The organism is Leucobacter rhizosphaerae (assembly GCF_022919175.1).
Classification (GTDB): Bacteria; Actinomycetota; Actinomycetes; order Actinomycetales; family Microbacteriaceae; genus Leucobacter; species Leucobacter rhizosphaerae.
This window is the reverse complement of record NZ_CP095043.1, coordinates 2,260,786-2,282,837: the sequence shown is the minus strand read 5'-3', so window position 1 is coordinate 2,282,837 and position 22,052 is coordinate 2,260,786. Positions and strand designations below refer to the sequence as shown.

Sequence of the window (22,052 nt, the reverse complement as noted above, 5' to 3'; positions counted from 1 at the left end):
AATGGTAATCATTCTCAACAAGAGCTAAGCTGGGTCGTGATGACCCAGACAACAGCCCTCCGCGCCGAGCATCTCGCTTACTCGTACGGCAGCTCACCCGTGCTGCGCGACGTGAACCTCGTGCTGCCCCGCGGCACCGTGACCGCGATCGTCGGACCCAACGGCGCCGGGAAATCGACGCTGCTCGAGATCCTGGCGGGGGTGCGCCGGCCCGCCTCGGGACGGGTCCTCGGCACGGCACCGGTGGCGCTCGTGGTACAGCGCGTCACCGCTCCGGACACGTTGCCGCTCACCGTGGCGGACGTGGTGCGCATGGGCACGTGGCGAGGCCGGGCGGTGGGCGCGGCGGGAGTCGCGTCGGGATCCGGCTCCGCGGTCGGGTCGGGATCCGGGTCGGGATCCGGCGCCCGACCATCGCGCGCCGAGCGACGACGGGTCGTCGCGGACGCCCTGACCCGCGTCGACCTCGCCAACCTCGCGGATCGCTCGTTCACCGCACTCTCCGGCGGCCAGCGGCAGCGGGCCCTGGTCGCGCAGGCGATCGCACGCCGGGCCCCGATCCTGCTGCTCGACGAACCGTCGACCGGCCTCGACGCCGAGAGTCGCGACCGCACTCGGCGGATCCTCTCAGAGGAGGCCGCGCGCGGTGCGACGGTGGCGGTCGTCACCCACGATCAGGAGGCCATCGACTTCGCGGACGCGGTCGTGCGTCTCGTCGACGGAGTGCGGGTGGCGTGATCCCGGGCCCGTGACTCAGGCCGGGCAGGCCTCCGCCATCGGGGGCTACTTCGCGGCGGAGGGCACCAGGAACGACAGGATCAGCGGCTGCGCGAGCAGGATGCGATCCGGGAGCGAGGACCAGCGATCCTTCATCCCGGCGAGCACCTGCGCGCCGACGAAGATCTCGTTGAGCAGCTCGGCGAGGTCCGCCGGATCCTGCCCCGAGGTGACGGAGCCGTCGGCGATCCCCTCGCGGATCAGGGTCTCGGTGACCTTCTGCCACTCCTCGTAGAAGCCGCGGCCCGTGTCCTGGAGGTCTTCGGGGAGCGAATCCGACATCGCCATGCCCGCCTGCACCAGCGGGTCGTCGGCCATGAGGCGCGCCACGCCGTGGATGAGCGCGAGCAGCCGATCGAGCGAGTGCGCGTCGGACTCCATCACGCGGGAGAGCACCTCGGTCATGCGCTCCTGCTGCACGTCGAGCACACTCGCGGCGATGTCATCCATCGTGCAGAAGTGCTCCTCGAGCAGCTCGAGGTCGACGCCGGCACCGTCCGCGACGTCCGCGAGGGACGCCCGATCGTAGGGGGTGCTCGACAGAATGCGGCCGGCGGCTTCCAGGACGGCGCACTGCTCGTCGAAGTCGCGTCGCTCGGTCCTGCCCGCCTGCATCGTTCTGTTCACTGTTCCCCTTCCGCCCCCGGATCCCACGTGGCACGTGAGTGCTTGGCATTCTTGCACAGCCCGGCGCGGAACTCATGCTCGGTTGTGCGCATGCTCATATTCCCGGTCCAGACTTCTGTGGCCTTCCGGGCTTCCATTTCTGCCCGGACCTCCGGGCTCTCTCGGCGGCGTGAGCGAGGAGGGGCACCGGATCACGCACGACCCCCGCGCTCCAGCCGCTTAGCCGCCGGGAGCCCTTCGCACCACCACAGCCCAACCCCGCATTCCGCGAGAATAGGGTCCATGAGTGAATCGCAGCCCGCACCTGCACTGCCCGCACCCGACACCGCGGCCGCCGCCGAGCTGTGGCAGGCCTACATGGCCGCGCATCCCCACGCCGCAGCCGCGGCCCCCGAGTACACCGTCGAGTACTTCGGTGATTCCCCGGCACTGGCCGAGGAGCTCCTGGCGCTCGTCATCAGCGGACGGAAGCGCGCCACCGCGGAGCTCGTCTCCGAGTTCCTGCACCGCGACGACCGCCTCCCGCGCATCGGCTCGCACTGGATCGCCTGCGACAGCATCGGGGCTCCGCGGATCGTGATCCGAAGCACCGAGTTCAGGGTCGGCCCGTCGACGAGCGTCGACGCCGCGTTCGCGTTCGATGAGGGCGAGGACGACCGCACGCTCGAGAGCTGGGTGCGCGAGCACCGCGCCTACTGGTCCCGCGTGTGCGCAGCACGAGGCGCGGTCTGGGATCCGGCGGAGGACGTGGTCTTCGAGCGCTTCTCCGTGGTCTGGCCGCCGGAGGTCGCCGATGATATTGGATCGGCGCCGGGATCGGCCCTGAATCACGCCTCCGTCGCCGCAACCGCCCCCGGAACCTAGCGTGGCCGTCCCGGCGTCACGCGCGGAGCTCATCACCGCCATCGAAACCACCTACGCCGCACTGGCACGGGATCTCCACCGCGTGCCCGCCGAACGCGCCCGCGAGCGGACCCTCCCCGGCCACGTCGCGAACACCCTGATGAGCCCCGCGGACCTCGTCGCCTACCTCATCGGCTGGAACCAGCAGGTGCTGACCTGGCACGAGCGACGCGACGCGCGCCTCCCCGACGAGTTCCCGGCTGAGGGCGCGCGCTGGAACGACCTCGGCGCACTCGCGCAGCGCTACTACGCCCGCTTCTCGTCCGAGACCTGGGATGAGCTGCGGGATCAGCTCGACGCGGTGCACACCGAGATCCTGGATCTCGTGCGGGCGCGATCCGATGCCGAGCTCTACGGCGAGACCTGGTACGGGAAGTGGACGATGGGGCGCATGATCTCGTTCAACACCTCCTCCCCCTACGCGAACGCGCGCCGTAGGATCCGGGCCTGGTTGCGGACGATCTGAGCGACGGGCTTCCTGCCTCGACACCCCGAGACCTGACCCACACCCCGGGCGTGAGCGACTTCCGTGCAGAATCTCGCGCAGAACAACAGAAATCGCTCACGCACCCGGGCGCACCCGACACCCCAGCACTCCCAGCACGTCGGAACCCCCAGCACGCCGGAACCCCCGCACACGGCACACCCGTCCAAGCGTCGTGCGCGCCCATCCCTGGCATCGCGCTGAGAGAAGCCGATAGCGTGGAGGCATGACCCCGGCTGCCCCGTCCTCTCCCCGCCCGCCCCGTCCGCCGCGCCCCACGGTCGAGCTCGAGGTTGTCCATACGGAGCGACTCAGCCCGCACCTCGTGCGGGTGCGGCTCGGCGGCGCGGGCTTCGCGCAGTTCCAGGATCGCCCCGAGACCGACAAGTACGTGAAGCTGAAGTTCACCACCCCGGCGCCCGAGTCGCTCGAGGTCACCCGCACCTACACCGTGCGCGCGGTGGATCCCGAGCAGGGCACCCTCGACGTCGACTTCGTCGTGCACGGGGACGAGGGACTGGCGGGACCCTGGGCCGCGTCCGCGCAGCCCGGCGACCGGCTCGGCCTCATGGGCCCCGGCGGCGGATACCGCCCGGATCCCGACGCCGACTGGCACCTCCTCGCCGGTGATCTCTCCGCCGTCCCCGCCATCGCCGCCGCACTCGAGGAACTGCGCGCGGTCGCACCGGGCGCCGCGGGAGTCGCGTTCATCGAGGTCGATGCGGAGGACGCGATCCTGCCGCTCGAGGCCCCGGAGGGAATCGCAGTGATGTGGATCGTGGATCCCGCGCACGATCCCGAGGCGCTCGCCGACCACGTGCGCTCGCACGAGTGGGCCGAGGGCCGCGTGCAGGTCTTCGCGCACGGGGAGCGCGAGTCGATGAAGGCGCTGCGCCGGCTGCTGAGCGGCGAACGCGGCGTGCCGCGTGCCGATCTGTCGCTCTCGGGTTACTGGGCTCGCGGTCGCACGGAGGATCGCTTCCAGGTGGAGAAGCGCGAGCCGATCGGTCAGATCTTCCCGGAGGCCTGAGCTCGCGTCTGTACGACGCTCCGTTACCCCACGATCATCGGTAGGAACGACAGCAGCAGGCTGAGCACCCCGATGATCGTGAGCGTGAACCCGATCACGAAGCACTCGTGCACCACCGGGCGCCGGGCCTCGAACCGCAGCCGTGAGGGCCGCTTCTCGCTCACGAACCCGGTGCGCGGCTCCATCGAGCGGTCGGCGCCGTGGAACTCGCGTGCGGTGAGCGGACGCTCGTGGGTCTCTCCCGCCGCGAACCAGCGGGCGAGGATCCGGTCGCCCTCGGGCACGACGACGACATCGACCGGCAGCCACCGTCCGTCACCCGCACGCACGAGCAGCGCGACGATCCAGAGTGGGAGGCCGATCCCGAGGCCGATCCAGGAGAGGATCTCCCCGACCATGCCGAGTGTGTCCACGACGCTCATGCGCACCTCCCGCCGATTCAGTGTACCGGGGAGGAACGCGCGGGATCCGGCGCCGCGATCCCACCCGGCCCTCGCGCGTCGCACGGCCGCTTCACTAGGCTGAGAGCGCAACCATCATCAACGGGGAGAAACAGGGGTCACGATGCGAGTGCTGGTCACGAGTTCACGAAACACGTTCGCGCTGGACATCGTCCGCAAGCTGGGGAGCACGGGGCACACCGTGGTCGCGAGCGACACCTACGCGGGCGCGATCGGCAACCACTCCCGGTTCGTGAGCGCGCACGAGGTGACGGCCTCACCGCGCTTCGAGACCGACCAGTTCATCGCCGACGTCAACGACATCGTGGCCCGCCACAAGATCGACACGATCATCCCGACGTTCGAGGAGGCGTTCTACCTCGCCGCCCGCGCGCACGACCTGCCCGACGGCGTCACCCTGTTCACGGGTGCCTTCGAGCAGCTCGCCCGGCTCCACGACAAGGCCAGCTTCCAGCGCCTCGCCGAGCAAGCCGGCGTGCCCATCCCCGAAACCGTCGTCGCGAACGATGCCGAGGAGCTGCAGGCCGCGATCGACCGCTTCCCCCGCTACTTCGCCCGCGCGGCGTTCTCCCGCGGCGGCGTGGGCCTGCTGACCAACACCGGCCCGCTCGCCGGCAAGATGGAGGTCTCCGACGCGCAGCCGACGCCCGACCAGCCGTGGCTCGTGCAGCCCTTCGTCGACGGACCGATGGTCTGCACCTACAGCACGGTCGTCAACGGGCGCGTCACCTCGCACTGCACGTACCGTGCCCCCGAGCAGTGGGCCCACAGCACGGGCATCGACTTCCTGGCGGTCGACAGCACCGACACCCTCGCCTACACCCAGCGCCTCGTGGACCAGCTCGGCGGCGACTACACCGGGCAGCTCTCCTTCGACTTCGTCGACAACGAGGGGCAGCTCTACGCCATCGAGTGCAACCCGCGGCCGACCAACGGCGTGATCCTGCTCGAGGCCGACGCCTTCGTCACGGCGCTCGAGGGCACGAACGACACCGTGTCCGTGGTCGAGCCGGGGGTCGAGCGCCAGGTCAGCCTCGCCGTGCTCGCGGACGCCTTCACGGACAAGCTGCGGCACCTCCCCAAGTCGCTGCACGACCTCATCCACGTCCGCGACGTCGGTGCCGGGTGGCACGACAGCCTCGCCATGATGTGGAGCCCCGCGACCCTCGTGCACGGCACGAAGATGAGCCACGGCTCCCGCAAGGAGATCCTCGCGGCGCTCGGTGACGACATCGTGTGGAACGGCGAGGAGATCCAGGGCATGTCGGCGCGCGACGCCGAGGCGCTCGAGGCCGTGCACGCGCAGCGGGTGTAGGTCTCGGTCGGTCTACGTGCAGAGATCTGCACAATTACAGAGACATTCAGCTTGAATGCTCAGTAGTTGCGCAGATCTCTGTCGTTAGCGAGGCGACCCGTCGGCGCGCGACCCGCGCGACCCGAGCAGCCGTCGAGACCCCCGCGGACCCGCGATCCGCTCGATCCGCAGCAGCGCGGCCAGGAGCACGGGAAGCCGCGCCGAGAGGCCGCGGTGCGGCAGCCGATCGAGCGCAGACGCGAGGCGCGGCAACTCGTCCTGCCGACCCGTGACGAGGCACCGGATCGCGTTGAGCAGCGCCATCGGGTGCGTATCGAGCGCGCTGTGCCCGTTGTCGAGGTGCACGTGGACCGCGCGCTGCGCCGTGGCGACGAGGCGCTCCGCGATCTCCGGAGGGGTACGGAGGTCGCGTGTGCCGGTCAGCACCACGAGCGGCCAGGTGAACGCGGGCGTCTGCGCGGGCAGGTCGAAGGGCTCGCCCGCGTAGGCGGGGAACCGCGGCGCGAGCGGGGCGTACGTCAGCGCGGGATCGAAGGGCCGCCCGTCCGGCGGCGCACCGTAGTCGAGCTCGCGGAACCCGATCACCCCGGCCAGGTCGAACTCGTAGATTCCCGGGAACCCGGCGATCGAGTCGTCGCGGGTCGCGTACGTGTCAAGCGCGGCCCAGGCGAGCCCACCGCGACGCCCACACCCACGCCCACGCCCCATCCCGCGACGCCGCCGCGAGAGGTGCCCCCGGAGCAACGGTTCGAGGAGCGCGTCCCCGCCGAGCTCGTACGCCGCGCGCACGATGTCGAGCAGGGGACGGGGGTTCTCCCCCGCCGCGACGAGCGCGCGCACCAAGGTCGGGATCGGATCCGCACCCTCCCAGAACCGCTCGCGCAGCACCCGTCGCTCGAGCTCCAGCTCCGACGCCGTCTGCAGCGCCGAATCCAGCAGCATGCCGGCCACCCGCTCCGGGTGCCGCACGCCGAAGCCGGACGCGAGATAACTGCCGTACGACGAACCCACGATGTGCGCCTGCCCCACACCCTCGTGGTCCAGCACCGCCACCAGGTCGTCGAGCACGGCGTCGATCCGCATGGCCGACACGGGCAGATCGGCACCCGACACGCCGAGCCGCGACCGCCCGACGCCGCGATGCTCCACCATGATGACGTCGAGACCGCCGCGCGCGGCCCGCCTGCGGAGCCCGCGATACGCCAGGATCGAGCCCAGGCCGGGCCCGCCCGGAATGATGACGACGGGCGACTCGCTCGGCGGTCCGGTACGCACATAATGCAGGTCGAACGCGGGTGAATCGGGTGTCGCGGGTCGACGGATGCGCCGGAGCCCCGGGGTGCCCGCGGTCAGGAGCGGGAGCACCCACCGCGACGCGCTCCGACCCACGGCTCAGACCCCCCGGTGGGCGAACAGGGCGAGACCGAGGAAGAGCAGACCCACGAGCACGAGCAGCACGGCCACCGGCCAGCGGTAGTCCCAGACGAGCGCCCTGGCGTAGAACTCCGTGATGCGACCGGTCAGCTTCGGCACGCGCGCCCACACCCACGCGAGCGCGAAGAACGGTGCGGCGAGCGCCGCGAGAAACACGACGTAGGCGAGCACCCACACCACGAGGTTCGTGCTGATGCCGGAGATCACCCGTCCGGTGAGGTACATGATCGGGAGCGTCGTGAATCCGATGCACGCCCCGAGCCCGAGAAAGAAGTAGCTGAACGCGCCCGAGTTCGGCTTCGGCTGCTTCCGGGGTTTCGTCGGCAGGTTCGGGATCCGGATCCGCCACCACACCACCACCCCCGCAGCCGCGAGGAAGACCGCCCCACTGAGCAGGTCGATGGTGCGGTTGACGATCGCTTGGTCGAGCGCGCCCTGCGACGCGGCGACGATGCGCGATGGGTCGAAGCTGTGGAAGATCAGCACCAGGACCGTGGCCCCGACCGCGAGACCGCCCACCATCCAGCGCAGCCGCGGCGCGGCGTCGACGTCGCGCGCGAGCATGTCGGCGGTGGCGCCGTAGAGCGCGGGATTCACGCCGATCGCCAGTCCGAAGCCGATGAGCGACAGCAGCGCTGCGCCCCACGCGACGACCTCGTGCACGAACGCTCCTCCGATTGCGGCCCCAGCGGCCCGCGTCGGCACCGCTGCGCCCAGGGTACACGCGATCGGGGCACCTGCTGGTGCGTCCCATGCACGAACCCTGCCGGTCCACTGTCGGCCGTCGATGCCACACTGATCCCATGCTCACCACCTTCGCCGTCTCCGGGTACCGCTCGCTCGTCGACGTGGTGCTTCCACTCGAGGAGCTCACCGTCATCTCGGGCGCGAACGGCACCGGCAAGTCCAATGTCTACCGGGCCCTGCGCCTGCTCGCTGCGGCGGGCGAGGGCCGCACCGTCGGGGCGATCGCTCGCGAGGGCGGCCTCGCGAGTGTGCTGTGGGCGGGCCCGGAAACGCCGCGTAAGACGAACGCGCAGGGCACGAGGCGCACGAAACCCGTCTCGCTCCGGCTCGGCTACGGCTCCGACGAGTTCGGCTACCTCACCGACCTCGGCCTGCCCCAGGTCGACCCGGGCCGCAGCTTCTTCGTGCTCGACCCCGAGATCAAACGCGAACAGGTCTTCACCGGCCCGTTCGCACGACCCGCGTCGGTCATCATCGACCGAACCCGGGCGGCGGTGCGGGTCCGGGGCGACGGCGGCGGGTGGCGCACCGTGCCGCAGACGCTCGATCCGTCGCAGAGCCTCCTGCGCGACCTCGACGACGGCGACTCGCTCCCCGAGGTCCTGCGTCTCCGGCACCGCATGGCGCAGTGGCGGTTCTACGACCACTTCCGCACCGACCCCGACGCGCCCTCCCGCCGCGCGCAGGTCGGCACGCGCACCCGCTGGTTGAGCGATGACGGCGCGGATCTCGCCGCGGTGTGGGCCACCGCGCGGGAGAGCGGCGACGACCGCGGCTTGACGCGCGCCGTGGATCACGCGTTTCCCGGCTCATCGGTCGAGATCGAGGCGAACAACGGCGTGTTCCAGCTCCTCCTGCACCAACCGGGCCTCCTGCGGCCGCTCCGCACCGGCGAGCTCTCCGACGGCACCCTCCGCTACCTGCTGCTGTGCGCCGCACTGCTCCCGGCGAACCCACCGCCGCTCATCGTCATCAACGAGCCCGAGTCCTCGCTCCACATGAGCCTCCTCGAACCGCTCGCCGCGCTCATCGCCGACGCGGCCGCGCGCACCCAGGTGATCGTCGTCACCCACTCGCCGGAGCTGCGGCGCCGGTTGGAACCCAGCGGGGCCTCGATCGAGCTGCTCTCCGAGGGCGAGGGGACCCACATCGCGGGCCAGGGGCTGCTCGATGTCCCCCGGTGGCACTGGCCGTCGCGGTAGTCGACGCGCCGCCGAACGACAACCAGGGCCGCGGAATCGTCTCCGCGGCCCTCGCCGACATCTGCAGTGCCGCGGGTCTACTGCTCGATGAGGGTACCCGGCAGTTCGAACTGCGTCTGCTCCGGCTGCGTGCCGTCGACGACGGTCGCCTCGATCAGATCCGCAACCTTCGCGGCGATCGCGGGCCAGTCCTGCTTGATCGTGGCGACGAACGGGCCGCCCTTCTCGATCTCGGCGACCGCGAAGTCCTGGCCATCGACGCCGACCACCGGCACATCGTCGATACCCGCCGCGTCGAGCGCCTGCGTCGCGCCCAGCGCCGGCTCGTCCCAGCCGCCCCAGATGCCGGTGACGTCCGCGCCACGCGACGACATGATGTCCTGCACCGAGGTGCGGGCATCGTCGACGGGGCCGGGAACGTTCACGTGCTTCTCCTCGATGATCTCGATTCCGGCCTCCTCAAAGACCGCTCGCGCACCCGCCGCGCGAGCCTTCACACCCGGGTGCGGATCGTGGGTCAGCATGACCACTTGCCCCGTGCCGCCCATCGCGTCGATCAGCGCGTTCGCGCTCTGCTCGCCCAGGTCGGTATTGTCGCTCGTCACGTTGGCGGTGATGCCCTCGGCTTCGCCGGCATCGATCGCGAAGACCGGCACCCCGGCGTCCGCGGCAGACTTCAGTCCAAGGGAGATCTGCGTGGGGTCGCCGGTGCCGAGGACGATGGCGTCGGGCTGCTGCGCGGCCGCGTCCTGGAAGGCGCTGTTGAGCTTGTTCATGTCGCCCGCGGTGTCCACGACGCTGACGTTCCACCCGCGGGCTTCGCCGTCGGCCGTGAACAGTTCGATGACCTCTTTGGTCGCCGCATTTGCGAGGTAGGGCGTCACCACGGTGACGTTCAACGATCCCTCGGTCTCCCCGCCGCCGGAAGATCCGGTGTCGGAGCATCCCGCGAGCGCCACTGCGGCGCTCGCGGCGAGAGTCAGGGTGAGCAGAGATTTGACGAACTTCATTGTTGTCCCTTTCGATGGGGTGCGGATTCTGTGACAGACGTGGTGTGATCGACGGTCGGCGCTTCGTGGGCGGAGAGCCGATGGAAGGTGGGTGCGAGCGCGGCGTACAGCTCGCGGTGGGTGGAGAGCTGCTCGGCGTAGTCGGCCTGGGCCGAGGTCGGCCTGGTCTCCGTGAGGGCACCGGCCGCCGAGAAGAGCGGCGCAGGGACGGGGCCTGCGTCACCGGCGCGGGCAACGGCTCGCAGGGCCGCGTGGCAGCCCGGATCCTCGGCTTCGCCGGTGACGACGGTGCTGCCGCACACGTTCGCGAGGATCCGCCGCCAGGCCGGACTCGACGCGGCGCCTCCGACGAGCGGGAGACGATCCTGCAGGATTCCCATCTCCCCCGCCGCATGGCGCAATCCCATCGCGACTCCGGTCAGGATACCGAGGTACATGTCGACGGAGTCAGTCTGCTCCTGCACGCCCACGAACGCCCCGCGGAAAGCACTGTCGCGCACTGGCGTCCGCTCCCCGGACAGACCGGGGAGGCACAGCGGGCGGTGCGCAACCACATCCACGCGGGACTCGATCAGGCGCTCGACCTCGTCGAAGTCGAGACCGGGGAAGAAGGTGCGGCGTCCCCAGTCGGCGGCCGCCCCCGCGGACTGCACGGCGCCGATCTGCAACCGTCGCCGCCACCCCGGCATGACCAGCGAGTGGAAGACCGACGGCCCGGATGCAGGCTCATCGGACACCCCCGCGACCCACCCCGTCGTGCCCAGGTACAGGTAGGCGTCCCCGGGGCTGGATCCGACGAGCCCGTCGGTGGTCGATCCGGCGTCCCCGGTGACCATCACGATCGGCACTCCGGGTGTGATGCCGAGCTCAGCGGCGGCCCGTGCGCTCACCGCGCCCACCCGGTCATCACCCGACACGGACCCGACGAGTTCGGGCATCTGATCGAGGCGCGCACCGGTCGCCTGCACGACGCCCTCGAACCAGCCCTGGGCGTGCACGTCGAGCAATCCCGTGGTCGACGCCGTCAGCACGTCGCACACTGCGCGACCGCCGGCTCGCCACGCGATGTACCCCGGCGCACCGAGGAGGAGCGTGTCCGCACTCGCCAGGAGATCGGGTTCGTGCTCGGACATCCAGCGAATCTTGGACGCGACCGAGGTCACGTCCTGGATGTTGCCGGTCCGCAGCTCCCAGTCGGGCACGGCCGCGTGCAGCTGCCGATGAGCGGCTTCCGCGCGCGTATCGGAATACAGCATCGCCGGGCGCAGGGCTCCCGCGCTTGAAACGGGAACGAGGTCCTGCATCTGACCGGTCACCCCGATGGCGTCGATGCGATCCGCCACGCCGCTGTCGGCGAGCACGGTCTCCGCAGCTCGCCACCACTCCTCCGGATCCTGTTCGATCTCACCCGCGGGGCCGAAACGCGTCGCGTACGCGGCCTGAGCCCGAACCCGCCGCCCATCCGGAAAAGCCACGACAAGCTTGACACTCGAGGTGCCGAAGTCCAGTCCGGCGATGACCGTCATGTCAGCGCCGCTTCCGACTCAGCCGACTCAGGCTCACGGCGAGCACGATGATCACACCCGTGAGCACCTGCTGCACGTAGCTGTTCACCTGCAGAATGTTCAGGCCGTTGTTCAGCACGCCGACGATGCCGAGACCCACGATCGTGCCACCCACGGTCGGCTGCCCGGCCCGCGAGAGGGTGATGCCGAGGAAGACCGCGGCAATGGAGGACAGCATGAGCGGATCGGCGGCGGACGGATGCCCGGAGGCGAGGCGGGCTGTCAGGACGATTCCGGCGAGGGCCGCGCCGAATCCCGAGACGAGGAAGGCCGAGAAGCGGATCAGGCGCGTATTCACACCGGAGAGGCGAGCAGCCTCGGCGTTGCCTCCCACGGCGTACCAGCTGCGTCCCAGCACGGTCCGCGACAGCAGGAACCAGATCACGAGGATCAGCAGCACCGCGACGATCACCGGCACGGGGATCGGGCCGACCCGGCCCTGACCCAGCCAGATGAACGTCTCGGGGAGCCCGAAGACCGTCGTGCCGTTCGAGAGCAGGAGCGCCAGTCCAGTGAACGACGTCATCGTGGCGAGCGTGGCGATGAACGCCGAGAGCCCCAGGTACGCGACGAGGAAGCCGTTGATGGCACCGGCCGCCGTGCCGATCAGCAGGCCGAGTCCGATCGCGAGCGCCGGGTGCATGCCACCCACGAGCAGCTGCGCCGTCACGACGCCCACGAGGCTCGCGAGCGAGCCCACGGAGAGGTCGAAGTCTCCGACGACCATCACCACGGTCTGCACGGTTGCGACCATCGCGAGGATCGCGACCTGCTCGAGGATGTTGGTGAAGTTCAGAGGGGTGAGAAACACCTGAGGCCTCATGATCGCGAAGAAGGCGATCAGCGCGAGGAGGCCGAGAAGCGTGCCATAGGCGGCGAGACGGGTGGAGAACGCGGCGCTGCGTGCGACCGGAGCGCCGGTCGAACCCGAAGGAGCTGTGGACATCATTCTGACTTCCTGTAGCAGAGATGGAGGATGGATTCGTTGGTGGCGTCCGCCGCGGCGGCGGTGCCGGTGAGGAGACCCTCGTGCAGCACGGCGATCTCGTCGGCGATGCCGATGAGCTCCGGGATCTCACTGGAGACGATGATGACGGCGACGCCGTCCGCGGTGAGTCGGCGGATCAACTGGTAGATCTCCGCCTTCGTACCGATGTCGATGCCCCTCGTCGGCTCGTCCAAGAGGAGCACCCGCGGCGAGCGCTCGAGGAACTTCGCCAGCACGACCTTCTGCTGGTTGCCGCCCGAGAGCTCCTCGACTGGCTGACGCACGGAGGCGGCCTTGATCCGGAGCTCGGTCGCCCGACGGGTCGCGGTGTCGCGTTCCCGGGACCGCAGTGCTACCCCGAAGCGGCTGATGGATGCGAGGTTCGGCAGCGCGATGTTCGTCTGAATCGACTCCGACATCACGAGCCCTTGGCTCCTCCGTTCCTCGGGCACGAGCGCGATGCCGGCGTGCATCGCACGCGCGAGGGACCTGCCGGTCACGTCGACACCGTCGAGCAGCACCCGCCCGGACTGCGGCCGTTCGGCTCCGGCGATGATCTTCAGGAGTTCGCTCCGCCCAGCGCCCGCGAGACCTGCGATCCCGAGCACGTTTCCGCTTCGGGCGGTCAGGGTGACATCGGAGATCGTGTGCCCGCTCAGGCGGTCGACCTCGAGCACCACCGGACCGATCTCTTCGGCGCGCGGCGGGTACACCTGGCCGTGATCCCGTCCGATCATCGCCGACACGACGTCGTCCGTGTTCGTGTCCGAAATCGGCTTCGTCCAGATGTGGGCCCCGTTGCGCATGACCGTCGCGGTGTCGGCGAGCGCGAAGACCTCTTCGAGACGATGCGAAACGTAGAGGATCGCGACACCGTCGTCGCGGAGCGCGCGCAGCACGGTGAACAGCTGCTCCGTTTCGGTGTCGGTCAGCGCGGCGGTCGGCTCATCGAGGATCAGGACCCGCGCCTCTCGGGCGAGCGCCCGAGCGAGCGCGACCATCGTCTGCTGCACCGCCGACAGCTCGCTCACCGGCACATCCATGGGGAGTGTCTGCCCGAGGCGAGCAAGCTGTGCGGTCGCGTCGCTCGTGATCGCCCGGCGATCCGCGAGCACGCGGGAGCGGCGGACGCCCAGGTAGATGTTCTCGCCTGCCGCCAGCGTCGGGACCAGGGTGAGCTCCTGCGGGAGCGCAACGATCCCAGCCGCCTGCCCGTCGCGCACGGAACGGAAGTGCTGCGGGGTGGCATCGACGAAGACGGTACCGGCGCTCGGTGCGATGACACCGGCAAGCATCTTGATCAGCGTCGACTTGCCCGCGCCGTTCTCGCCGAGAAGCGCGTGGATGCTGCCCGCTTGAAGCTGGAGGGTCATCTCCGACACCACGCGGATCGGGCCGTAGTCCTTGCTGAGGTGCTCGGTGGAGAGCACCGGGTGCGTTCCGGAGGCGGGTGACTGGATCATCGAGTGCTCCATCCTCTCAGCGCCCGCCGCGCATGAAGGGCACGGAATCATCGGCGAGCGCAGGCGAGTCGCTCGACAGCATCAGCACCATGCCGGGCTCTTCCGGATGCCGTTCGGCAGAAACGACCACGCTGTCGCCGGCGGTGAGCGCGCGGTCATCGACCACGGCGAGCCCATCGGCACTGAACGTGAGGCGGGCCGAGAGAAGGGCGGCATCACCCTCGTGCCGTCCGAGGAGGCCGGCCGACTCGCCGTCGAGGTGGGTCGCTTGCACGGTCTCCGTCGCCCGACCGATGCGGATCCCGAGATCGGTGTGGAGCATCTCGTAGAGCGAGCGCGACGCGAGGGCGCTCACATCGATGTGCTCGGCGATCTCCGGAGGCAGCAGTGAGGTCTGGAGCACCAGGGGCTGACCATCGACGTACCGCAGGCGAACAAGCTCGAAGGCGCGTGGAGAGGACAGTGCCATGCGCTTCTGCTCGATCGGCGACACCTCGATGTCGGAGTATCCGAGCACCTCGGTGCGCAGCGTGCGCCCCGAGGCCTCGATCTGCGCGGCGAAACTCGCCAACGGCCCCATCGGCAACCGGTACGGCTGACTGCGCACATAGGTGCCCTTGCCCTGTTCGGTGCTGAGGAGCTGTTGATCCGTGAGTGTCTGGATGGCCTGGCGCACCGTCATCACCGTCACGCCGAAACTCTCCGCGAGCTCCTTCTGGGACGGGAGCGTCTCCCCCGCGCGCAGCTCCTGCTCCGTGATCGCGAGGGCCAGTGCCCGCGCGATGGCGATGTACTTCGGAAGACCGTCGTTCTTGCTGAATGAGATCCGCTGCGGGGTCCAAGGTGACTCGGTACTCATGCCTGCCGCGCCTCCTGCTCCACCGGGTGCGGATCCCCGCTGTGCCGACGAACCAGGGCAGGGGCGACGTCGTCGACGACACGGGCAACGGCCTCCGGCCCCTCTCCGGCGGCAGCGACCAGACGGGTCCCGATGATTGCGCCGTCCGCACCGGCGGCCATGAGAAGCCGGACCTCGTCGAGCCCGCGGACTCCGAATCCCACGCACACGTCGTACGGCTTGCCCTCGAGCGCAGCACCCAGTTCTTCCAACCGCTCCCGAGCCTTCTCGGGGTTGAAGGCACCACCGGTGCGGAGGTCGGCCGACTGCAGATAGATGACCGGCTCCACGATCGCACTCGCCGCGATCAGTTTCAGGTCCTCCTGGAGGTGCAGGAAGAGCACGGGCTCGATCCCCCGGGCCTGGGCCTCCAGCCCCACGGCCAGTTGCTCCGCCATCGGGTGCTGGGGAAGGAGCACACCGTCGACGTCCGCCGCGACGATCTCATCGAGGAAATCCGTGATCGAGATGCCCTCGAACGTGCTCAGGTAGGCGAGCGCGACAATGCTGTCGTCCGGGTGCAGGCGGCTCGACGCGGCGAGTCGCAGCGCATCGGCGATCCCCGACATCTGCGGTGCGGCCTGCAGCGCCGCGGCCTGAATCAGCGGCCCGTCCAGCTCCGGGGCAGGCCCGGGCATGCTCACCTCGAGCGCGTCGAGCCCGGCTTCGAAGGCCGCGTGCGCCGCTGCGCGGAAGCCCTCCGGACTGGGGTAGCCCGCCGGGAGAAACCCCATCAGGATCCCGCGGCGTTCGACCGCCGCTTGATCGAGCCGTCGTCGCAATCGTGTGGTCACGCTCTGCTCCTCGTTGAACACGCCAGAATTCTTCTAGATGACTAGATCACTATACGTCTAGAATTCGATGGCCCGCAAGCCTGGATTCAGCCAGCGAGTCGTAGACCCTACGCGCGCGAAGCCGCATGCGCGAGCTCCGCGATCACGCGGCTCGCGCGCATGCCGGAGAGCACGGCCCCGTTGAGCGTCTGCAGCATGCCGGTGTGCTCCCCGGCGATCGCCACGCGACCCGTGGCCACGTCGAAGGCGTGCACATCGGCCTCCTGCCAGTCCACCCCCGCCGCGGAGTAGCTGCCGCCGGCCCAGGGGTCGCTCGTCCAGTCGGTGAGCAGGGTCTCCCCGCCGAGGTCGAGCTCCGGGCGCATCTGCCGCAGCTCGGCGAGCCAGGCCTCCGGGCCCTCGGCGGTGCGCAGACGTTCCAGCGCGGCGTGGCTCCCGGCGAACTGCGCGAGCGCGTCGATGCGCCGCTCGCCGTCGGTCGCGAGCGTGCGCCACGACCACATCGGGATCTCGGGGTGCTGCACCCCGGTCTCCCCGTCATCGCCGGTGACGGCGATCCCGAGTTTCGCCGCCGTTCCCATCGTGCGGTGCGCGAGCGCCTGCTGCTGGGAGTCCGTGAGGTCGAAGCCGAGCTCCAGGCGTCGCAGCACGGGCAGCGGCACGCTCACGACGGCGTAGTCCGCGTGCAGGCGGCTCCCGTCCTGGGTCGTGACTTCAACACCGCTCGCCGACTGGTCGATCGCGTGCACCGGGGTCTCGAGCGACACGGCCGCGCCGAGCCGGCGCGCGATCTCCAGGCAGACGGACTGATTGCCGTGCACGAACCGGCCGCCGTCCTCGATGTAGGCACCGGTCTCCGCGGGGCGCAGGATCGAGGCCGCTGCGGAGACGAGCGCGGGATCGATGGCGAGCGACGTGATGATCCGGTGGTAGCCGGCGTCGTCGCCAAAGCCCGCCCCCAACGCTGCACGGCCGACCTCCTCGACCGACACCGCGGTCTGACCGTCGGCGATCATGCTCGCGGCCGTCGCCCGGAGGCGTCGGGTCGTCTCCGCGATCTCCGCGGCCGACGGCACCACGCCGTCGCGGGTGCGCCGCAAGTACAGCACGCCGTGGCTCATGATGGGCAGCTCGAGCTCGGCGCCGATCCAGCGGATGGCGGAGTCGGTCGGGAACACCCACTCGCCGCCGCGCTCCGTGACCGCGCCGTTCGCGAGGGTGGTGCTCCAGGTGCGGCCGCCGACACGATCGCGCGCCTCGAGCACTCGGACGTTGTGCCCGGCCTGGTGCAGCCTCCAGGCCGCGGTGAGACCCGACAGTCCTGCCCCGACGACGATGACCGTGCTCATGCGTTTCCTCTCTGCGGCCGGAGCCGGGCCCGCCGCGAGCGTTCACTCGCGGCGGGCGCGCACTACTCCGAGACGAACAGGAGTCGCTTGTTCGCGAACTCCCCGATCCCGACCGGACCCATCTCACGGCCGAAGCCGGACTGCTTCACGCCACCGAACGGCAGCTCGGCCGCCTCCGCGGCGATGATGTTGACGTGAGACATACCCACCTCGAGCTTCGATGCGATCCGCTTCGCCCGCGCCTCGTCGGTCGAGAACACCGACCCGCCGAGCCCCAGCGCGCAATCGTTCGCGAGCTCCAGCGCCTCCTCGTCGCTCGACACCCGGTACACGGTCGCGACCGGCCCGAAGATCTCCACACCGTACGACTCCGAATCGCGCGGCACACCCGTCAGCACCGCCGGCGAGTAGTACGCGGACGGTCCCTCCGACAGCACGCCACCCGCAACGAGCGTCGCACCCTCCGACACGGCCTTCTGCACCTGCGCGTCGACCGTCTCCGCCGCGGCACGCGACGACAGCGGCACGTACTCGCCGTCGCCGAGGTTCAGCTGGTCGCCGGGCACGAGGCCCTCGGCCAGCTTCGTGAGCTCCGCGACGAACTCGTCGTAGATGTCGTCCATCACGATGAGGCGCTTGTTCGAGTTGCACACCTGGCCCACGTTGTACACGCGGAAATCCCAGGCCTGCTTCGCGACCGCAGCGACATCGTCGGCATCGAGCACGACCATCGGATCGATGCCGCCGAGCTCGAGCACGCACTTCTTCAGGTGCGAGCCGGCCTGCGCGCCGATGATGGCACCCGCACGCTCCGAGCCCGTCAGCGACACTCCCTGCACCCGCGGATCCGCAATGATCGTCGCGATCTGATCGTGCGACGCGAACACGTTCTGGTACCCACCGACCGGAACCCCGGCCTCCTCCATGATCTCCTGGATCGTGAGCGCCGAACGCGCGCAGATATCCGCGTGCTTCAGCAGGATCGTGTTCCCGAGCACCAGGTTCGGCGCCGCGAACCGGGCCACCTGGTAGTACGGGAAGTTCCACGGCATGACCCCGAGCAGCGCACCCACGGGGAGGTGCTCGATGACGGCCTTCCCGGGAATCGTCGACGGGATCTCGTAATCGGTGATCAGGCTCGGCCCGTGCACGGCGTAATACTCGATGATGGACGCCGCGAACTCGACCTCGTCGAGCGACTCCGCAATGGACTTGCCCATCTCCAACGCGATCAACCGCGCAAGCTCATCCTTGCGCTCGGTAAACAGCTCAGACACGCGCTTGACGACCGCGGCGCGCTCCTGCACGCTCCGCTCCCGCCACTCTCGGTACACGGCATCGGCACTCGACAGCGCCTCTTCGATCTGCGCATCGGTCGCGGCCTCGAACGTCTCGAGAACCTCTCCCGTCGCAGGATTCTGCACCCGGTACTTGGACATGCTCTATCGTTCCTCCAGTTAGGGAATGGCGGCCCAGTCAACGCGCATGACACGCACCGGACCACTTGCAAACTACCATTCCCGGGGCTGCCGCACATGGAGAATCGAGCGTCGGCCCCCGGGTAGGGGTCAGACGACGATGGGCCGGGACCGCAGTGATGCAGCCCCGGCCCTGCCGTGCTCTAGTGGCCGAAGATCCCGGTGATCCGCGCCCGCCCGATCGTGTGACCGAACATCTGGAAGCCGAGCAGCCCCGGCGACGCGAGCGCATCCAGCTCGAGCGCATCGACGTCGAGCGCGTGCACGACGAACATGTAGCGGTGGTCGCCGTGTCCGGGCGGCGGCGCGGATCCGACGAATCCGGCGATGCCGCCGTCGTTGCGCAGCAGCGAGGCCTCTGCCGGGAAGGACTCGGCCGCCTGGTCCAGCGTGACGGCGCCCTCATCGAGCGACGTGGTGTCGGCGGGCAGGTTGTAGGCGGCGAAGTGCCAGAACCCGCTCGCGGTGGGAGCGTCGGGATCGTAGCAGGTGACGGCGAAGCTCCGCGTCCCCTCCGGGGCGCCGGACCAGCTGAGCTGCGGGAGGCGGTCGCCCCCGCCGGTCCCGATCATCCCAGCGATCTGGGGCAGCGCGAGCCGGCCGCCGTCCGTGAACGAGGTCGAGGTGAGGGTGAACGACGGGACCTCGGGGAGGGCGGCGTACGGGTCGTAGGTCAAGGTGTTCCTTTCGTGGGGTGGGGGTGGGTTGGAGCGGGAGGCGGGTTAGAGGGTCCAGCCGCCGTCGACGGTGAGGACGGAGCCGGTCATGTAGGAGCTGGCCTCGCTCAGCAGGAAAGCCGCAGCCGAAGCAACCTCCTCCGGCGTGCCCGGTCGCGCGACGGGGATCTCCGAGCGCATGCGGGCCGCGTGCGCGTCATCGGCCCAGCCGTCTTCCGTCATCGCGGTGAGGATCGAACCCGGGGCGATCGCGTTGACGCGGATCCCGCGCGGGGCGAGCTCCCGCGCGGCACCGCGCGTGAGCACGTTGATCGCGGCCTTCGACGCGTTGTAGGGCAGCTGACCCTCGGGGAGTCGATCCACGACGGCGGACGAGAGGGTGACGACGGACAGCGGCGGCGCTCCGTGCGGGCGACGCGCGGCCCAGCGCAGCGCCAGGAACGTGCCGCGCACGTTCGTGTCGATGACCGCGTCGAAGGACTCGATGCTCGTCTCGGCGAGCGGGCTGCGCTGCCGGATGCCCGCGGCGTGCACGAGGCCCACGACGCCCTCGTGCGAGAGCGCGTCCCACGCGGACTCGTCGCGCACGTCGAAGGCGCGTACGCCCTCCCGCGCATCGCGGTCGAGCCGGATCACCTCGGTGCCGAGTGCGGTGAGGTGATCGGCGACGGCGCGGCCGATCCCGGCACCCGCGCCGGTCACGACCACCGCGGAGCCGGCCTCACGCATGCTGCACCTCGCGCTCCGTCGGCGCCTCGAGCGCCACGGAGGTCTCTCGGGTGGCGAGCGCGACGATCACGTAGGCGACGAAGGACACCCCGACCGCGATCACGATCGGCGGGACGCCGGGCACGGTGACGACGTTCGTCAGGCCGAGCAGGCCGGTGACGGCGCCGGCGATCATGGAGACGAGCGCGGCTTTGCCGGCGCCGAATCGCGTGAACAGGCCGAACATGAAGCACACGAACACACCGGAACCATACATGGTGAACGCCATGGTGAGCACCTGGATGATGCCGGGCACGATCAGCGACAGTCCCAGCGCGAGCACGCCCAGCCCGACCGTCAGGATCCGGGACCACCGCAGCTGCGCGCGCGGATTGTCGCGGAGGCTCCGCAGTCGGAGCAGGAAGTCGTTCGAGATATTGCTCACCGCGGCGAGCAGCAGGGCGTCCGCCGTCGAGATCACCGCCGAGATGATCGCGGCGACGAGGATCCCCGCGGCCCAGATCGGCAGTACGTTGCTGATGAGGGCGGGCATCACGCCGACCGACGGGTCGAGGTCGGGGTAGAGCGTGCGGGCCGCCATGCCGGCGATCGCGGGCACCACCGCGAAGAGCGCGGTGAGCACACCCGCGAGTCCTGCACCCATCGCGGCGGACTTCACCGAGCGTGCGGAGAAGACGCGCTGCATCACGTCCTGGCCCACGAGCTTGTGCACGACGACCGGCAGGGCAGCACCGAGCAGGAACGACCAGCCCTGGTTCAGCGGGTTGAACGGCTGGTCGATCCCGTCGGTGACGAAGGTCTCGGAGATGACGCCCAGGCCCCCGGCCGCACCGACGGCGATCACCGCGACGATGATGAGGCCGACGACGATCACCACGAACTGGATCGCATCGGTGATCGCGACGCCCCACATTCCCGACAGCACGGTGAAGGCGATGATCAGCGCGGTGCCCACGATGGCGCCCCAGGTGGGGGTGAGCCCGAGCACGGTCAGCGACGACGCTGCGGCTCCGACCTGTCCGGCAAGAATGCCGGTCAATGCCAGCACGGAGAGCGTGGAGGCGAGCAGCCGGACCGACTGGCTCTTGAACCGGTACTGGAGGAAGTCGGGCACCGTGACGAAGGACCCCGCGCGGACCCGCTTCGCGACGAAGAGCGCGAGGAAGACCAACCCGACGAAGATCCCGATGGCGAAGGAGATCGCCGCGAACCCGACCGAGTACGCATCCTGGCTCGTGCCCAGCACGAAGGCGCCGCCGAAGTTCGTGGCGAGCAGCATGATGGCGATGAGCCCGGCGCCCATCTTGCGACCGGCGAGCAGATAGTCCGTGTCGTTCTTGACCCGTTTGCGCAGCCAGGCCGCGATGAGGAACATCACCAGCAAGTAGGCGACGATCATGAGCGTAATTCCGAGGTTCACATTTCTCCAAAATGTTAAGTCGAACGCATCCTTGCCTTCGATTCAGAAACCAAGCTAGCCATCAATTCTTCATTTCGCAACCTAACTTTCACCTTCTCCGTCATTATTGCGCCTTTCGTGGCCGTTTTCCGATAGGCTGGCCACGCACGCCCCGATCCGGTCGGCGGTGGCGACTGGAAAGGAAGACCCGTGGCGCGTGACACGCAGCAGGCCATCGATGACCTCGATCGGCGCGTCCTCCGAGCGCTGCGCGATGAGCCGCGAGCGACCCTCGGAGAGATGGCCGAGCTCGTCGGGGTCTCGCGCACGACCTTCAAAGCGCGCCTCGATCGGCTCTGGGACAGCGGTGTCATCATCGGGCACGAGACGCAGCTCGATCTGGCCTCGATGGGCTTCGAGGTGCAGGCCTGGGTGCAGCTGAATGTCGTGCAGGGCGAGCTCGCGGTCATCCAGCAGCACCTCGACGGCATGCCCCACGTGATCGAGGCCTTCGCGACGACGGGCGGTGCCGACGTGCAGTGCCGCGTGGTCGCGCGCAGCACGGCGCACCTCCAGGAGGTCCTGCTCACCCTGGGTTCCTGCCCCGCGGTGACCCGGACGAAGAGCTCCGTCATCCTCTCCAGCCTGGTCAGCCACCGGAAGGTGCAATCGCTCGACCTACTCGAGCTGTAACACCCGGCGCGGCTCCGACGAGCCGGCCG

22 protein-coding genes are annotated in these 22,052 nt (G+C 69.6%); 7 read left to right on the top strand and 15 right to left on the bottom strand.

Annotated elements, in window-relative coordinates; genetic code table 11:
* Window positions 1-39: 39 nt before the first annotated feature.
* On the top strand, window positions 40-738 hold the full coding sequence (locus MUN76_RS10580) for a metal ABC transporter ATP-binding protein (RefSeq protein ID WP_244684540.1): 699 nt from the start codon (window positions 40-42) through the stop codon (window positions 736-738).
* A 45-nt stretch (window positions 739-783) separates the two neighbouring features.
* On the opposite strand, the gene MUN76_RS10575 is transcribed toward MUN76_RS10580, so the two are convergent.
* Window positions 784-1,404, bottom strand: coding sequence for a TetR/AcrR family transcriptional regulator (locus MUN76_RS10575; protein ID WP_244684539.1), 621 nt, complete (start codon window positions 1,402-1,404; stop codon window positions 784-786).
* Between the two features lie 282 nt (window positions 1,405-1,686).
* On the opposite strand from MUN76_RS10575, the gene MUN76_RS10570 reads away from it, so the two are divergent.
* The 3 genes from MUN76_RS10570 to MUN76_RS10560 all read left to right on the top strand — a co-directional run bounded on the left by MUN76_RS10570 (window position 1,687) and on the right by MUN76_RS10560 (window position 3,821).
* Complete coding sequence (locus tag MUN76_RS10570) at window positions 1,687-2,268, top strand: ASCH domain-containing protein (RefSeq protein ID WP_244684538.1); 582 nt, start codon at window positions 1,687-1,689, stop codon at window positions 2,266-2,268.
* Window position 2,269: 1 nt separating this feature from the next.
* Window positions 2,270-2,773 carry a ClbS/DfsB family four-helix bundle protein gene (locus tag MUN76_RS10565; RefSeq protein ID WP_244684537.1) on the top strand — a complete coding sequence of 168 codons (504 nt, stop codon included), beginning with the start codon at window positions 2,270-2,272 and terminating at the stop codon, window positions 2,771-2,773.
* A 244-nt stretch (window positions 2,774-3,017) separates the two neighbouring features.
* A complete protein-coding gene (locus MUN76_RS10560; protein ID WP_244684536.1) occupies window positions 3,018-3,821 on the top strand; it encodes a siderophore-interacting protein in 804 nt (267 codons plus the stop codon).
* Window positions 3,822-3,844: 23 nt separating this feature from the next.
* Here MUN76_RS10560 and MUN76_RS10555 read toward each other — a convergent pair whose 3' ends face one another.
* The gene (locus tag MUN76_RS10555) at window positions 3,845-4,243 is read right to left on the bottom strand and encodes a hypothetical protein (RefSeq protein ID WP_244684535.1); all 399 of its coding nucleotides are present in this window, start codon (window positions 4,241-4,243) and stop codon (window positions 3,845-3,847) included.
* Between the two features lie 142 nt (window positions 4,244-4,385).
* Between MUN76_RS10555 and MUN76_RS10550 the strand changes: the two genes are divergently transcribed.
* Window positions 4,386-5,597, top strand: a complete 1,212-nt coding sequence (locus MUN76_RS10550) for an ATP-grasp domain-containing protein (RefSeq protein ID WP_244684534.1) — start codon at window positions 4,386-4,388, stop codon at window positions 5,595-5,597.
* A gap of 84 nt (window positions 5,598-5,681) precedes the next feature.
* Here MUN76_RS10550 and MUN76_RS10545 read toward each other — a convergent pair whose 3' ends face one another.
* Window positions 5,682-6,872 carry an alpha/beta fold hydrolase gene (locus tag MUN76_RS10545; protein WP_244684533.1) on the bottom strand — a complete coding sequence of 397 codons (1,191 nt, stop codon included), beginning with the start codon at window positions 6,870-6,872 and terminating at the stop codon, window positions 5,682-5,684.
* A gap of 117 nt (window positions 6,873-6,989) precedes the next feature.
* Complete coding sequence (locus MUN76_RS10540) at window positions 6,990-7,694, bottom strand: hypothetical protein (protein WP_244684532.1); 705 nt, start codon at window positions 7,692-7,694, stop codon at window positions 6,990-6,992.
* Window positions 7,695-7,834: 140 nt separating this feature from the next.
* Between MUN76_RS10540 and MUN76_RS10535 the strand changes: the two genes are divergently transcribed.
* Window positions 7,835-8,980 carry an AAA family ATPase gene (locus MUN76_RS10535; protein WP_244684531.1) on the top strand — a complete coding sequence of 382 codons (1,146 nt, stop codon included), beginning with the start codon at window positions 7,835-7,837 and terminating at the stop codon, window positions 8,978-8,980.
* Window positions 8,981-9,057: 77 nt separating this feature from the next.
* Here MUN76_RS10535 and MUN76_RS10530 read toward each other — a convergent pair whose 3' ends face one another.
* From MUN76_RS10530 to MUN76_RS10480, 11 genes are all read right to left on the bottom strand, one after another.
* The gene (locus MUN76_RS10530) at window positions 9,058-9,990 is read right to left on the bottom strand and encodes a sugar ABC transporter substrate-binding protein (protein WP_244684530.1); all 933 of its coding nucleotides are present in this window, start codon (window positions 9,988-9,990) and stop codon (window positions 9,058-9,060) included.
* Window positions 9,987-11,516: an FGGY family carbohydrate kinase gene (locus MUN76_RS10525; RefSeq protein WP_244684529.1), complete on the bottom strand. Its 1,530-nt coding sequence runs from the start codon at window positions 11,514-11,516 to the stop codon at window positions 9,987-9,989. Before MUN76_RS10525 ends, MUN76_RS10530 begins: the two co-directional genes overlap by 4 nt.
* A 1-nt stretch (window position 11,517) precedes the next feature.
* On the bottom strand, window positions 11,518-12,501 hold the full coding sequence (locus MUN76_RS10520) for an ABC transporter permease (RefSeq protein WP_244684528.1): 984 nt from the start codon (window positions 12,499-12,501) through the stop codon (window positions 11,518-11,520).
* Window positions 12,501-14,006, bottom strand: coding sequence for a sugar ABC transporter ATP-binding protein (locus MUN76_RS10515; protein ID WP_244684527.1), 1,506 nt, complete (start codon window positions 14,004-14,006; stop codon window positions 12,501-12,503). Before MUN76_RS10515 ends, MUN76_RS10520 begins: the two co-directional genes overlap by 1 nt.
* A gap of 16 nt (window positions 14,007-14,022) precedes the next feature.
* Window positions 14,023-14,865, bottom strand: a complete 843-nt coding sequence (locus MUN76_RS10510; RefSeq protein WP_244684526.1) for a GntR family transcriptional regulator — start codon at window positions 14,863-14,865, stop codon at window positions 14,023-14,025.
* Window positions 14,862-15,698 (bottom strand): tryptophan synthase subunit alpha, encoded by an 837-nt coding sequence (locus tag MUN76_RS10505; protein ID WP_244684524.1) that lies wholly within the window; start codon window positions 15,696-15,698, stop codon window positions 14,862-14,864. The genes MUN76_RS10510 and MUN76_RS10505 overlap by 4 nt, the downstream gene beginning before the upstream one ends.
* 107 nt (window positions 15,699-15,805) lie before the next feature.
* On the bottom strand, window positions 15,806-17,047 hold the full coding sequence (locus tag MUN76_RS10500; protein ID WP_244684522.1) for a flavin monoamine oxidase family protein: 1,242 nt from the start codon (window positions 17,045-17,047) through the stop codon (window positions 15,806-15,808).
* Between the two features lie 62 nt (window positions 17,048-17,109).
* The gene (locus tag MUN76_RS10495) at window positions 17,110-18,486 is read right to left on the bottom strand and encodes an NAD-dependent succinate-semialdehyde dehydrogenase (RefSeq protein WP_244684520.1); all 1,377 of its coding nucleotides are present in this window, start codon (window positions 18,484-18,486) and stop codon (window positions 17,110-17,112) included.
* Window positions 18,487-18,668: 182 nt separating this feature from the next.
* Window positions 18,669-19,202, bottom strand: a complete 534-nt coding sequence (locus MUN76_RS10490) for a YbhB/YbcL family Raf kinase inhibitor-like protein (protein ID WP_244684518.1) — start codon at window positions 19,200-19,202, stop codon at window positions 18,669-18,671.
* Window positions 19,203-19,247: 45 nt separating this feature from the next.
* Window positions 19,248-19,931 (bottom strand): SDR family NAD(P)-dependent oxidoreductase, encoded by a 684-nt coding sequence (locus MUN76_RS10485; protein ID WP_244684517.1) that lies wholly within the window; start codon window positions 19,929-19,931, stop codon window positions 19,248-19,250.
* The gene (locus MUN76_RS10480) at window positions 19,924-21,351 is read right to left on the bottom strand and encodes a sodium:solute symporter family protein (protein ID WP_244684515.1); all 1,428 of its coding nucleotides are present in this window, start codon (window positions 21,349-21,351) and stop codon (window positions 19,924-19,926) included. The genes MUN76_RS10485 and MUN76_RS10480 overlap by 8 nt, the downstream gene beginning before the upstream one ends.
* A gap of 189 nt (window positions 21,352-21,540) precedes the next feature.
* Here MUN76_RS10480 and MUN76_RS10475 point away from each other — a divergent pair, with 189 nt between their 5' ends.
* Window positions 21,541-22,023: an Lrp/AsnC family transcriptional regulator gene (locus MUN76_RS10475; protein WP_244684513.1), complete on the top strand. Its 483-nt coding sequence runs from the start codon at window positions 21,541-21,543 to the stop codon at window positions 22,021-22,023.
* Window positions 22,024-22,052 lie beyond the last annotated feature (29 nt).